The sequence below is a fragment of the Alcaligenes sp. RM2 genome (assembly GCF_052931795.1).
The window spans coordinates 1,374,455-1,387,987 of record NZ_JBRFIO010000001.1; the positions used below are offsets into that span (position 1 = coordinate 1,374,455).

Genomic DNA, 13,533 nt, shown 5'->3' on the forward strand with positions numbered 1-13,533 from the left:
CTTAAACGACCGTGACAGCCAACATGTGGTCGCGCCAGCTGTTATTCAAATAGCCGCGGTTATTAGGTACGCGCTCTTCAGGCTGTACCGTGCCTGCCTCACTGGTAGCGCGACTGGCAATCTCGTACTTGCCTGGTTTCAAATCCACGCCTGCAACGAACTGACGCCACGCATACTTGCCCAGATCAGGGCCTACAAACGTCGCTTTCACCCAGTTCTTGCCACCATCCACGGACACTTCCACTTCTTTGGCTGCCGACATGCCTCCAAAAGCCAAGCCCTGGATCTGCACCTTGCCGGCCTTGAGTTCTTCGCCAGGCTCACCACTAGGACTGGTCACCCAGGACTTGACGGGCATTTCCCAAACCGACTCCTGATTGGGGTTGGACTTTTCACCCACAGGCGCCAAACGGTAGCTGTTTTGCTGAATGTTGGCAGCAGACTGCTCCTTGGTAAACGCCAGTTGCTTGATGTACTTGACGTTATTGACCCCGGTGTAACCCGGCACGATCAAGCGCAAGGGGCCGCCGTGAGCCAAGGGGATGGGTTGACCATTGATTTCCCAGGCCAAGATAGCGTCATCAATGGCTTCCAGGGGAATCGAACGCTCTACCATAATGGTGTTCGGGTCCAGCCCCTGAGGAATTTCCTCGCCGCCCTGACCGGTCATGTACTTGGCGCCCTCCTCCATGCCGCCCACAGCCTCCAGCACGGCCTTGATCGGCACGCCGGTAAAGACCACACAGCCAGCTGCACCTACCGTCCACTGAGTACCACTGGGTTTTTCAGGGAAAAAAGCACGACCATTACCCGAACACTGCAGCACCATGGGCACAGCCACCAAACCCAGGCGTTTCAGCTCGGCGACGCTCATGTCTTTCGGTTTCTTCACACCCTTGATCGACAGCACCCAGGCGTCCGGATCAGCAACGATCTGTTCGGACGGGGGAGCGACGTTATTACGCACGAACAAGCGATCCAGCGGCGTGATCAAACCCGAGCCAAAAGCGCTGCGTTTGGTTTCAATAGTGTTGGCACTGTGCACGATCAAGCTGTCGGCATGTTTCCAGGATGCATAGGCTGGCAAGGTTTTGGCCTGCGTTTTTGCCTTTTCCTGAGCCAGTGCCGCTGACAAGGGTGTCAGGCTTGCCGTTCCCGCCAAAGCCATGACTCCGCCCGTGGACAAAAGCATGCGCCGGCGCGAGAGATTGCTAGGTTCCATGATCGCCTCCATGTGTGTTTGTTATTTGTAATTAATTTAGGCTTCGATTTTATGGGGGCACCATCTTTATAACTAGAATCTATAACCCTTATATATAACGCTCATATAGCAGCTAAAAGAAGAATACTAAAAACAGGAAACCCGCATACAGCAAGGGATTCCGAACACACCATCCTTCTGTCAAAAACAGGAAATAAAACATGAATCTTTTCTTGGGAGGCTACGAAACCAAGAATGAGGAACTGGAGAATTGAACTGCTTGATGCAAGAACCAGGCCAAAAACAAGTCTGTTTGAAAATTCCCATCGCTTTGTGCGGCCATAAAAAAAAGCCCCCGGAGTTTCCGGGGGCCTTCAAACGGCGATTGACTGATTCAGTAGTTGCTTCACTTTTTAGCTAACAGGATCCAGTTTGGCAATGGCCAAGGCCAAAGTCTTGCTGCCGACTTCACGGAACTGAATCAAGGCTTGGGCATCGTCGCCCTGACCCGTCAGATTAATAATGGTGCCTTCACCAAAGCGGTTGTGATGCACCCCCTGCCCCACCCGGAAAGTCTGGCCATTCACTTCCAGCACGCTGGTGTGACTGCGACCGCCGTAAGGCTGGGCCGAATAGCTCTTGTCCTTGGACTCCCAGCTTTGACCACGACGGAAGGCACCCGAACTGGCCTCTGACTGCATGGGTGTACTGGTATAGCGGGCCGACAACCATTTGATGTGTTGCTCCGGCAGCTCTTCCAGAAAGCGCGAACGCATGGCGTAACGCGTCTGGCCGTGCAACATGCGGCTTTGCGCCAGAGTGATGTACAAACGCTGACGCGCCCGCGTAATCGCCACGTACATCAAACGACGCTCTTCCTCGATCCCACCGGGGTCGAACAAGCTGTTCTCATGCGGGAACAAGCCCTCTTCCAAACCAGTAATGAAGACGGCATCGAACTCCAGACCTTTGGCTGCGTGGATCGTCATCAACTGAATGGCGTCCTGGCCTGCCTGGGCCTGATTGTCCCCTGCTTCCAGAGAAGCATGAGTCAAGAAAGAGCCCAAAGGCGACATGGGAGCCAGCACGGAGGCAGCCGGTTGATCCGGGTTCTGCATGGCCTGCTCGGACTCGCCCGCCACTGCTTCGGGGACTCGACCTGCGGGCAGTTCGGCAAAGCCTTCTTCACCCACAAAAACCGTAGCCGCGTTGACCAACTCCTGCAAGTTTTCCAGCCGTTCGGCACCTTCGCGGTCGGCCTGGTAATGGGCCAGCAAGGTACTGTCGTGGACAACGTGCTCAATCAGCTCGGGCAAGGACAGGATCTGTGCCTGGCTGGCCATATCCTGAATCAGGTTCGAGAAACGCATCAGGCTGGCAGCCGCACGTCCTTGCAGGTAAGGAATGGCACGCAGCAAGCTGGTACCACGCTCACGCGCCAGATCAGCCAGTTGCTCCACGGAGCGAGCGCCAATCCCACGAGTCGGGAAGTTCACGACGCGCAAGAAAGCGGTGTCATCGTCCGCGTTATCCATCAACCGCAAGTAAGCCAGTACGTGCTTGATTTCCTGACGCTCGAAAAAGCGGTGGCCGCCATACACTTTGTAGGGCAAGCCTTGGGAAAACAGTCTGTGCTCAATCACTCGGGACTGGGCGTTGCTGCGATACAGGATGGCAATTTCACGGCGTGGCTTGCCTTCGGCGATCAGGGCGCGGACTTCGTCCACAATCCACTGAGCCTCCAGGGCATCCGAGGCCAGTTCGCTGATGCGTACCAGCTCGCCTTCGCCACTATCGGTCCATAAATTCTTGCCCAGACGGCCGCTATTGTTCTCGATCAGCGCGTTGGCCGAATCCAGAATATGGCCGCAGGAACGGTAGTTCTGCTCCAGGCGTATCACATTGCCACGGGCATAGTCGCGCTCGAAGTCGGCCATATTGCCCACGTTCGCGCCACGGAATGCGTAGATGGACTGGTCATCGTCGCCCACGGCAAACATGCAGGCCTGATCACCGGCCAAAAGACGCAACCAGCGATACTGCAGCACATTGGTGTCCTGGAACTCGTCGACCAGAATGTGTTTGAAACGGCGCTGATAATGCTCGCGAATCGGGGCATTGCGGGACAACAGCTCGTAGGCACGCAGCAGCAGCTCGCCAAAGTCCACTACTCCTTCACGTTCGCACTGCTCTTGATAAAGCTGATAAAGCTCGATCAGGCGGCGGCGGTGAGGGTCGTGCGCTTCCAGGTCGCCAGGACGTTGGCCATCTTCTTTACAGGCGTTGATGAACTTCTGAATTTCCTTGGGCGGAAATTTCTCGTCATCCACATTATTGGCCTTGACCATACGCTTGATGGAGGCCAACTGATCTGCCGTATCCAGAATCTGGAACGTCTGCACCAGACCGGCATCACGGTAATGCATGCGCAGCAGGCGATTGCACAGGCCGTGAAAGGTCCCGACCCACATTCCGCGGGTATCGATAGGCAATAAAGAAGTAAGCCGCGTCAGCATTTCGCGCGCGGCTTTATTGGTGAAGGTAACAGCAGCAAGGCCATGTGGGCTGACCTGCCCGGTCTGGATTAACCAGGCCATTCGGGAGGTCAGTACACTGGTTTTTCCGCTACCCGCTCCGGCCAGCACCAGGGCATGGCCAGAGGGTAAAGTAACGGCGGCTCGCTGTTCCGGGTTTAAGCGATCCATCATGCCGCGTAGCGGCGCAGACGCAAGGCGAACTGCTCAAGACTTTCAATACCACTTTGCTGAGCGCGCTGGCACCAGGTGCGCAGGTCGGACAGCAACTGCTCGCTGGAGGCACTGGAGCTTTCCCAGATACCAGCCAGTTCACGCTGCATGCGAACCAGGATGGACAGGCGGGAATCGCCAGCCGCTACGGTTTCCAGTTCAGCGCGCTGCTCGGGAGCCAGAACGTCGTCGCCGCGACCGATCCAGTCGTTGCAGCTTTCCAGCAGGGACCAGGAGCAATTCGGGTTGTCCTTGTTCACTTGTGGCTTCAGACGAGCGATTTCTTCCGAAGCGGTGGTTTTGATGATGTCCGCATAGCGGGCCAGAATTTCGTAGCGGTGAGTAATCACGCCCTGCAAGGTTGCCAGGCTAATGCCTTCCAGCGGAGCATTCGAAGGCACGCTAGGCTCCAGACGCAGCTTGGGAGCGACCTTCTTGACCTTGGCCAGACCCAGTGCCTTGAACACCGAGATATAGCACCAGCCCAAGTCAAATTCGTACCATTTGCTGGAGAACTTGGCGGACGTACCGTAAGCGTGGTGGTTGTTGTGCAGCTCTTCACCACCAATGATGATGCCCCAAGGGAACACGTTGGTGCTGGTATCAGGGCTGGCAAAGTTGCGGTAACCGATAGCGTGACCCAGACCGTTCACCACACCGGCTGCCCAGAAAGGAATCCAGGCCATCTGGATAGCCCAGACAGTCAGACCCAGCAGACCGAACAGGAACAGATCAATACCCAACATGATGGTAATACCCAACATGCTGTACTTGCTGTACAGGTTGCGCTCGAGCCAGTCATCGGGCGTGCCGTGACCGAAACGCTTCAAGGTTTCAGGGTTGGTGGCTTCCTGACGGTACAGTTCTGCACCACGGAAGAACACCTGGCCCAGACCAAAGACCACAGGGGAATGGGGATCGCCTTCACGTTCGCATTTGGCGTGGTGCTTGCGGTGAATCGCAACCCATTCTTTTGTGACCATACCGGTGGTCATCCAGAGCCAGAAACGGAAGAAATGCATCAGCGCAGGGTGCAGGTCCAGCCCGCGGTGCGCCTGACTGCGGTGGAGAAATACGGTAACTGACACAATAGTGACATGCGTCACCGCCAGAATGACGAGAGTAAGCTGCCACCAAGACAGTTGCAGCCATCCGTCAGCAAGAAAAGAAAGAAACGATTGCATAGACCCTTTTAGACCTGATCTTTGTGTTAAGGGAAACCGGAAAAGTGTAGCCCACCTAACCAGTTAACAATAACACTATTTAAGGACGAACTTGCTTTAAATCAAGCACTTTCCGTGATTCGTTCAAGTGCCGCACCAAAGAAACAGTCGGTTTGGTGACGGTCCGTGCGCAGATTCAAATAAGGCCCCTCTAGCGCGAGGGCCGGACATTTGTCCTTCAAGATTTCCCGGGCGTCCAGCAGTTTGAATTCGGGATGTTTGTCCAAGAATGCCTGCACTTGCTGCTCGTTTTCTTCAGGCAAGAAACTACATGTTGCATAAACCAAACGACCTCCTGGTGCGACACAAGCAGCGGCTTGCTCCAGAATGTCGGCCTGCATCTGAGTGTACTGCTCCAGAGCTTGGGGGTGTTGACGCCACTTAAGATCAGGATTTCGACGCAAAGTTCCCAATCCACTGCACGGAGCGTCTACCAATACACGCTGTGCCTTGCCATGCAGGCGGCGAACACGCTGGTCGCCCGCCTCCTGAATCACGACAGGCACCACATTGGACAGACCGGCACGGGCAAAGCGCGGTTTGGCCTTGTTCAAGCGGGTTGCCGACACGTCAAAGGCGTACAAACGGCCTGTAGAGCGCATCAAGGCGCCCAGCAGCAGGGATTTGCCACCGGCACCGGCGCAGTAGTCAATAACCATCTCGCCACGGCGAGGCTCCAGCAAGGCGGTCAGCAACTGGCTGCCCTCTTCCTGAATTTCCAGCTCGCCTTTCTCATACTGTGGCCATACTGCGACAGATGGGCGGCCTTCAATACGGATACCCCAGGGCGAAAACGGCATGGCAACCGGCTTGAAACGAGCCATGGGGCCGTTTTGCAGCTGACGCAACACCGTGTCACGCTCAGCTTTCATGGGGTTGACGCGCAGATCCAGCAAGGCCTGCTCGTTCATGGCGGCCATCAGCTTGTAGGAATCGGGAATCTCTTTCAGACGCTCTTCCAGCCACTCGGGCAGGCTCAGGCGCACGCCAACCGGCAGACCGTCCACATTCAGGGCACGGATATGGCCCAGCCACTGGCGCTCTTCTTCCGTCAGCCCCAAAGACAGGGATTCCTGTCCAATAGCCGTAGACAGGCCCAGAATGGCCAGACGACGGGTAGATGGGCCTACGCCGCTTTCCGCCCAGTTACGGTACTGACGCAGGTGGCGCAGCACATCAAACACGGCCTCACGGATCTCGGCACGGTCACGCGAGCCCATTTTGGGGCGTGTACGCGCCCAGCGTGTCAAGGCCAGGTCGGCGGGGTGCTTCCACTGCAAAACTTCACCCAGGGCGCTGGAGACCTGCTCCAGACGGCGCTGTGCCATCGCGCCCGGCTCGGGTGGACCCGAGGGTTTGTCGCGGCGTGCTGCATAAGGGCGACCACGCGCTCCAGACTCGTTACGTTGGGCAGACGAGGACGGGCGCTTGCGGTCCGAGCGGCCGCGGGATTGGTGGTGATCAGACATGAATATTCAAAAATTCCAAATAGCCCGCTCAATCAGGCGGGGAAATAAAAGCCGCGATGCGCAAGTCCAGCAACCTCGACACGGCCATCAGCCAGCAAACGCACCCGTCCCTCGATCAGCCAGCGTACGGCCTCGGTATAGACGTGGTGTTCGGTTGCCAAAACGCGCTCTGCCAGAGTCTGTGCATCATCGTCGTGCAGGACGGGCACGATACTTTGAGCAATGATGGGACCATCATCGAGCACAGGGGTCACAAAGTGCACCGAGCAGCCGTGAAACTGCACGCCCGCGTCAAGTGCCTGTTGATGGGTATTCAAACCGGGAAAGCTAGGAAGCAAGGATGGGTGTATATTGATGAGCTTGCCTGCATAGTGCTGAACAAAATCGGTGCTCAGGATGCGCATGAATCCCGCAAGTAGAACATAATCTGGCTGGTAGCGGTCGATCACGCGTGCCAAAGCCTGGTCAAAAGCTTCACGTGTTGCAAATTCGCGATGCGAAACCGTCTCGGTAGGCAGCCCTTGACGCTGCGCCCATTCCAGTCCGGGCGCATCGCCCTTGTTAGAGATGACCGCCTCGATACGGCCATTTAAGCCCGCTGTCTTGATCAGTTCGCCTATGGCCTGCAAGTTGGAGCCCCGGCCTGAAATAAGCACAACAAGGCGACAAGGTAGGGTGGAATCGGTCAAAATCCTGTTTCCCGAGAAATAACGAATCCAAAATTGTAAACTCTCGCTTGTGAAATCTGATCTAAAACTCTATCGCTCTCTGCCGCGGCGCAACAGCACGGCCCGCAGCGCTGTCACCATTGGCAATTTTGACGGGGTCCATCTGGGCCATCAGGCCATCTTGCATCGCGTCAATGAAATGGCGCGCCAGCAGAACCTGAGCTCCTGTGTAATGACCTTTACGCCCCACCCGCGCGCCTTTTTTGCGCAGCGCGGCCAACGGCCCGAACTGATCCCCACGCAGATCAGCGGCCTGCGCGACAAGGTCGAAGCCCTGCATCAATGTGGCATTGAACAAATTTATCTGGCCCGCTTCAATCAGGCCATGGCCGATATGTCGGCAGCCACCTTTATTGACGAGATTCTGGTCCAGGGTCTGAACACTGGCTGGCTGCTGGTGGGCGAGGATTTCCGCTACGGCCACAAACGGGCCGGCGACATTGAAATGTTGCGCGAAGCGGGCAAGCGCCATGGCTTTAGCGTCGAGACTCTGCACGATGTGGCCGATGCCGATGGCCGCCGCATCTCCAGCTCGGAAGTGCGCACCGCCCTGGCCGTGGGCCAGCTGGACCGCGCCCGTGCCCTGCTGGGCAAGCCCTTTCATATTAGTGGTCATGTCATTCATGGCCAGAAACTGGGCCGGGACATTGGCTACCCGACCCTGAACGTGCGTGTCCCCGAACACTGTGCCGCCCGCTCCGGCGTGTACGTGGTCCGGGTGCACGGACTGACCGGACAGGCTCTGCCCGGCATTGCCTCCTTGGGGGTACGCCCAACCGTCATAGACCAGGGACGGCTGCTGTTAGAGGTGCATTTACTGGACCAACGCCTGGATGCTTACGGTAAACTTGCCCGTATAGAATTTCTGGAATTTGTCAGGGACGAGGAAAAATTCCCGGACCTCATCACAATGATCGCCGCCATCGACAACGATGCACAACGCGCTCGCGACTACTTTGCTTCAAATGGACTATAAAAACTCTCTCAATTTGCCCGACACTCCCTTTCCCATGCGTGGTGACCTCGCCAAACGTGAGCCGGGCTGGATTAGCCAGTGGGAAGAAAACAAAGTCTATGCAGCAATTCGGCAAGCCAGTGCCGGTCGTCCCAAATTTATTTTGCACGACGGCCCTCCCTATGCGAACGGCGACATTCACATTGGCCACGCGGTCAACAAGGTTCTGAAAGACATCATCGTCAAAAGCCGCAATATGGCCGGCTTTGACGCGCAATACGTGCCCGGCTGGGACTGCCACGGCATGCCCATTGAAGTCCAGATCGAAAAGAAATACGGCAAGAACCTGCCTGTGGCGGAAGTTCAGGCCAAGGCGCGCGCCTACGCTCTGGAACAGATCGACAGCCAGCGCAAGGACTTCAAACGCCTGGGCGTGCTGGCCGACTGGGAGAACCCTTACCTGACCATGAACTTCAGTAACGAAGCCGACGAGCTGCGCGTACTGTCCAAGATCATGCAAAAGGGTTTCGTATTCCGCGGCCTGAAGCCCGTGAACTGGTGTTTTGACTGTGGTTCCGCTCTGGCAGAAGCCGAGGTTGAATACGCGGATCGCACCGACCCGTCCGTGCACGTGGCCTTCCCCTTCGCGCAAAAGGACAAGCTGGCCGCCGCCTTTGGCGTGGACAGCGTGGACGATGGCGCCATCGTTATCTGGACCACCACCCCCTGGACCATCCCTGCCAACCAGGCACTGAACGTACACCCTGAAATCAGCTACGCCCTGGTCAAGCTGGACAGCCCACGCGCCACCGGCTCCATGCTGATCGTGGCCGAAGAGCTGGTGAAGTCCTGCCTGGAGCAATGGGGTCTGAGCGGCCAGGTCGTGGCCACCGCTACCGGCGAAGCCCTGAACCTGATCGAATTCAACCACCCTCTGGCTCACGTGGACGCAGGCTACCAACGCCGCTCCCCCGTGTACCTGGGCGACTATGTCACCCTGGACAGCGGTACGGGCGTGGTGCACTCGGCCCCGGCCTACGGTATTGAAGACTTTATCTCCTGCAAAGCCCACGGCATGAAGGACGACGACATGCTCACGCCCGTGATGGGCAATGGGCATTACGCCGAGAATCTGCCCCTGTTTGGCGGCCAGATGATCTGGAAGGCCAATCCGCAAATCGTGGAAGCCCTGCAGAACGCCGGCACCTTGCTGAAAACCGAACAGCACCCGCACAGCTACATGCACTGCTGGCGTCACAAGACGCCCATCATCTACCGTGCCACCAGCCAATGGTTTGCCGGTATGGATAAGGAAAACAGCAGCGGCCGTACCCTGCGTGAAATGGCGCTGGAAGCCATTGATAACACCGAGTTCTACCCCTCCTGGGGTCGTGCCCGCCTGCACGCCATGATCGCCAACCGCCCGGACTGGACTTTGTCGCGTCAGCGCCAATGGGGTGTGCCCATGGCTTTCTTTGTGCACAAGGAAACGGGTGAACTGCACCCCCGCACGCCCGAGCTGATGGAACAAGTAGCCGAGCGTATCGAAAAGAGCGGTATCGAAGCCTGGCAGAACCTGGACCCACGCGACCTGCTGGGTGACGAAGCCGATCTGTACGAGAAAAACCGCGACACGCTGGACGTGTGGTTTGACTCGGGCACCACACACGCTACCGTGCTGGGCGGCAAGGATCACACCACCCACGGCTCGCACGCTGACAAGCTGCAATGGCCTGCCGACCTGTACCTGGAAGGCTCGGACCAACACCGTGGCTGGTTCCACTCGTCCTTGCTGACGGGCTGCATGCTGTATGGCCGCGCACCCTACAAAGCCCTGCTGACCCACGGTTTCGTGGTGGACGGCAATGGCCGCAAGATGAGCAAATCGCTGGGCAACATCATCAAGCCGCAAGAAATTGCCGACAAGATGGGTGCCGAGATCATGCGCCTGTGGGCCGCCTCTACCGATTACTCGGGCGAGCTGTCCATCTCCGACGAAATTCTGAAGCGTGTTGTGGAAGGCTACCGCCGTATCCGCAATACCTTGAAGTTCCTGCTGGGTAACCTGGCCGACTTCGATGTCACCCAACATGCTGTGCCTGTTGATCAACTGACCGAAATCGACCGCTACGCCCTGCAAATGACCGCCGACATGCAGGCCGAGTTGCTGGAGAACTACAAGCGCTACGAGTTCCACCCCATCGTGGCTCGCTTGCAGACCTTCTGCTCCGAAGACCTGGGCGCGTTCTATCTGGATATTCTGAAAGACCGTCTGTACACCACGGCTAAAGATGGCCAGCCACGTCGCTCGGCTCAAACGGCGTTGTATCACCTGACACAGACCCTGCTCAAGCTGATGGCTCCTATCCTGTCTTTCACGGCAGAAGAAGCCTGGCGCGACATGCACGGTGGTTCGGTTCCTAGCGGCACCATCTTCACCGAGCTGTTCCATGTCCTGCCCGAGCAAGGCGAACAATCGGCACTGAGCAGCAAGTGGCAACGCCTGCGCGCCATCCGTGCCGACGTGATGCGCCGCATTGAAGATGTACGTAGCACCGGCGCCATCGGTTCCTCCCTGGCTGCCGAGATCGACATCTATGCCAACGGTCAGGATCTGGAATTCCTGCAATCCCTGGGCGAAGACTTGCGCTTCATGCTGATCGTCTCGCGTGCCGATGTGCATGCAGGCGAAGGCGACTTGCGCATCGACGTTACCCCTACCGAACAGGCCAAGTGCGAGCGTTGCTGGCACCACCGCCCTGACGTAGGCCAGAGCGCCGAGCACCCCACCCTGTGTGGTCGTTGCGAGGACAATCTGTTTGGCGAAGGCGAAGTGCGTCACCATGCCTGATAAGGACATGGCCCCTTCTCCCGGCCAGGCCCGACTGCCCTCGCGGCAGTTCTGGGCCTGGATTGCTCTGGCCGCCTTTATTGTCGGCCTGGACCAATGGACCAAACAGTATTTCGACAGCAACCTGTTCTATCAGGAACGTTGGAATATCCTGCCCTTTTTTGATTTCACCCTGCTCTACAACCCCGGCGCGGCGTTCAGCTTTCTGGCCGGTGGTCAGGGTTGGCAGCGCTGGTTCTTTGTCGGCATCGCAGCCGTTGCCACGGTCTTTATCGTGACCATGCTGCGCCGCTCGGCCAAGCAACCCTTGTTTTGCCTGTCGCTTAGCCTGATTCTGGGCGGTGCCATCGGCAACGTGGTGGATCGCCTGATGCACGGGCACGTGGTAGATTTTCTGCTGTTCTACTGGAATCAATCCTACTTTCCGGCCTTCAATATTGCCGACGTCGCCATCAGCTGCGGCGCTGCCCTGTTGGTGCTGGACGAGTTCATGCGCATGCGCCGCAACAAACGACAGCGCTCCTGAGTCTGTAAGGATCATGTCCTATGCTTAGCAATAAAAAACTGGTGTTTGGCATCACCGGCGGCATCGCTGCTTATAAAACCGCCGAACTCTTGCGTCGCAGCCAGGACCTGGGTGCACGGATTGATGTCGTCATGACCGAATCGGCCACGCGCTTCATCAGCCCGGTCACCTTCCAGGCCTTATCTGGCCGTACCGTCTACACCGACCTGTGGGATGCGCGTGTTCCCAACAATATGGCCCACATCCAGCTGAGCCGGGATGCGGACGCCATCCTGATCGCCCCCGCCAGCACCAACTTCATGGCCAAGCTGGCCAACGGTCTGGCCGACGACTTGCTCAGCACCTTGTGTATTGCTCGTGGCCATTGCCCCCTGTTGATCGCCCCAGCCATGAACCGGGAAATGTGGCTGCACCCGGCCACCCAACGCAATGTCGAACAACTGCGCCGTGACGGTGTGCACATTCTTGGCCCCGGCAGTGGCGACCAAGCCTGTGGTGAAACCGGCGATGGCCGCATGCTGGAGCCTGCCCAATTGCTGGCAGAGCTCACGTCCTTCTTTCAGCCGAAACTGCTGGCAGGCAAACGCGTTCTGATCACCGCTGGCCCGACCAGCGAGCCGATTGACCCAGTGCGCGTCATCAGCAACCGCTCCTCCGGCAAAATGGGTTACGCGATTGCCCGTGCGGCTCAAGAAGCCGGTGCGCAAGTGACGCTGGTCTCCGGCCCCGTTGCACTAGAGACGCCCTATCAGGTGCGTCGCATCAATGTAGAAACCGCCCGTCAGATGCACGCCACTGTCATGTCCCAAGTGGATGATGCCGATATTTTTATCAGCGTTGCAGCGGTAGCGGACTGGTACGTCAGCAATGCCAGCGACATCAAGATCAAGAAGACGTCCGAACAAGCCACGCCGGACCTGCAATTCAGCCCCAACCCCGACATTCTGGCCGAGGTTGCCGCCCTGAAGAACGGTCCTTTCTGCGTAGGCTTTGCCGCCGAGACCGACAACTTGATCGAGCACGCTCAAGCCAAGCGTCAACGCAAGAACGTGCCCTTGCTGGTTGCCAACCTGGCCCAGCGCGCCATGAACGCCGACGACACCGAGCTGGTGCTGTTTGACGAGCAAGGTCATATGCAATGGCCAGCTCAGGATAAACTGCTGGCCGCACGCCAGCTGGTGCAAGACATCGCCCAGCGGCTTTAATCCCTTTTCTCTTTTATGATGACGGGCAGCGCTAAAGCAGGTGCGCTGCCTCTTTTTTTTTCAGGATACCGTCTATGCACCGCCGTATTGAAGCTCGCATCGTCAATGACTTGTTGGGCACGAGCATCGAAGCCCCCAGCTACGCCACGGATGGCTCCGCCGCCATGGACCTGCGCGCCTGCCTGAGCGAAGCCGTTACCCTGCCCGCTGGCGGCCGTACGCTGGTTAAAACCGGCTTGGCCATCAATATGATGGACCCTGGCCTGGTCGCCATCGTCGCCTCGCGTTCGGGCCTGTCCCTGAAACACGGTGTGCGTGTTGCCCAAGGCATTGGCGTGATTGATGCCGACTACCACGGCGAGATTGGCGTGATTCTGGCCAATGACAGCGATCAGGATTACGTGATCCAGCCCGGCGAGCGCATCGCCCAGCTGATGTTCCAGCCTGTGGTGCAAGTAGCACTGCAATTTGTGAACGAATTCTCTACCGAGACCGAGCGCGGTACCGGTGGCTTTGGCAGCACGGGCAAGAACTAAGCTTTAAAGCTGGAGAAGGACGCGATGCGAAATGCCTTGTCGCAGTCAGCATCGCTCCTTCTTTAGCCCTGATGCTTTGCTTTAAAAACGTA

The 13,533-nt window shown here is 57.6% G+C and carries 10 protein-coding genes; 5 read left to right on the forward strand and 5 right to left on the reverse strand.

Going from position 1 to position 13,533, the window contains the following annotated elements; translation table 11 throughout:
- Window position 1 precedes the first annotated feature (1 nt).
- The 5 genes from sorT to purN all read right to left on the reverse strand — a co-directional run bounded on the left by sorT (window position 2) and on the right by purN (window position 7,329).
- On the reverse strand, window positions 2–1,222 hold the full coding sequence (gene sorT / locus ACU6HM_RS06435; protein ID WP_250757049.1) for a SorT family sulfite dehydrogenase catalytic subunit: 1,221 nt from the start codon (window positions 1,220–1,222) through the stop codon (window positions 2–4).
- Between the two features lie 392 nt (window positions 1,223–1,614).
- Window positions 1,615–3,909, reverse strand: a complete 2,295-nt coding sequence (locus ACU6HM_RS06440; RefSeq protein WP_022983186.1) for a UvrD-helicase domain-containing protein — start codon at window positions 3,907–3,909, stop codon at window positions 1,615–1,617.
- Window positions 3,906–5,132 carry a DesA family fatty acid desaturase gene (locus ACU6HM_RS06445; protein WP_026482877.1) on the reverse strand — a complete coding sequence of 409 codons (1,227 nt, stop codon included), beginning with the start codon at window positions 5,130–5,132 and terminating at the stop codon, window positions 3,906–3,908. The genes ACU6HM_RS06440 and ACU6HM_RS06445 overlap by 4 nt, the downstream gene beginning before the upstream one ends.
- 101 nt (window positions 5,133–5,233) lie before the next feature.
- Window positions 5,234–6,499, reverse strand: coding sequence for an RsmB/NOP family class I SAM-dependent RNA methyltransferase (locus tag ACU6HM_RS06450; protein WP_045931823.1), 1,266 nt, complete (start codon window positions 6,497–6,499; stop codon window positions 5,234–5,236).
- 173 nt (window positions 6,500–6,672) lie between these two features.
- Window positions 6,673–7,329, reverse strand: a complete 657-nt coding sequence (gene purN / locus ACU6HM_RS06455; protein WP_009455720.1) for a phosphoribosylglycinamide formyltransferase — start codon at window positions 7,327–7,329, stop codon at window positions 6,673–6,675.
- 49 nt (window positions 7,330–7,378) lie between these two features.
- On the opposite strand from purN, the gene ACU6HM_RS06460 reads away from it, so the two are divergent.
- The 5 genes from ACU6HM_RS06460 to dut all read left to right on the forward strand — a co-directional run bounded on the left by ACU6HM_RS06460 (window position 7,379) and on the right by dut (window position 13,441).
- Window positions 7,379–8,344 (forward strand): bifunctional riboflavin kinase/FAD synthetase, encoded by a 966-nt coding sequence (locus tag ACU6HM_RS06460; protein WP_446763533.1) that lies wholly within the window; start codon window positions 7,379–7,381, stop codon window positions 8,342–8,344.
- Entirely contained in the window at window positions 8,334–11,174 is a 2,841-nt protein-coding gene (ileS, locus tag ACU6HM_RS06465) for an isoleucine--tRNA ligase (RefSeq protein ID WP_321386545.1), read from the forward strand. Before ACU6HM_RS06460 ends, ileS begins: the two co-directional genes overlap by 11 nt.
- A complete protein-coding gene (gene lspA, locus ACU6HM_RS06470) occupies window positions 11,167–11,700 on the forward strand; it encodes a signal peptidase II (protein ID WP_373568173.1) in 534 nt (177 codons plus the stop codon). Before ileS ends, lspA begins: the two co-directional genes overlap by 8 nt.
- Before the next feature lie 20 nt (window positions 11,701–11,720).
- Window positions 11,721–12,905 (forward strand): bifunctional phosphopantothenoylcysteine decarboxylase/phosphopantothenate--cysteine ligase CoaBC, encoded by a 1,185-nt coding sequence (coaBC, locus tag ACU6HM_RS06475; protein WP_404832005.1) that lies wholly within the window; start codon window positions 11,721–11,723, stop codon window positions 12,903–12,905.
- Window positions 12,906–12,979: 74 nt separating this feature from the next.
- Entirely contained in the window at window positions 12,980–13,441 is a 462-nt protein-coding gene (gene dut / locus ACU6HM_RS06480; RefSeq protein ID WP_035268160.1) for a dUTP diphosphatase, read from the forward strand.
- The last annotated feature ends 92 nt before the right edge of the window (window positions 13,442–13,533 follow it).

Coding starts and splice junctions, on each gene's coding strand:
- sorT (WP_250757049.1), bottom strand. CDS start 1,222: ATGGAACCTAGCAATCTCTCGCGCCGGCGCATGCTTTTGTCCACGGGC.
- ACU6HM_RS06440 (WP_022983186.1), bottom strand. CDS start 3,909: ATGATGGATCGCTTAAACCCGGAACAGCGAGCCGCCGTTACTTTACCC.
- ACU6HM_RS06445 (WP_026482877.1), bottom strand. CDS start 5,132: ATGCAATCGTTTCTTTCTTTTCTTGCTGACGGATGGCTGCAACTGTCT.
- ACU6HM_RS06450 (WP_045931823.1), bottom strand. CDS start 6,499: ATGGCACAGCGCCGTCTGGAGCAGGTCTCCAGCGCCCTGGGTGAAGTT.
- ileS (WP_321386545.1), top strand. CDS start 8,334: ATGGACTATAAAAACTCTCTCAATTTGCCCGACACTCCCTTTCCCATG.
- lspA (WP_373568173.1), top strand. CDS start 11,167: ATGCCTGATAAGGACATGGCCCCTTCTCCCGGCCAGGCCCGACTGCCC.
- coaBC (WP_404832005.1), top strand. CDS start 11,721: ATGCTTAGCAATAAAAAACTGGTGTTTGGCATCACCGGCGGCATCGCT.
- dut (WP_035268160.1), top strand. CDS start 12,980: ATGCACCGCCGTATTGAAGCTCGCATCGTCAATGACTTGTTGGGCACG.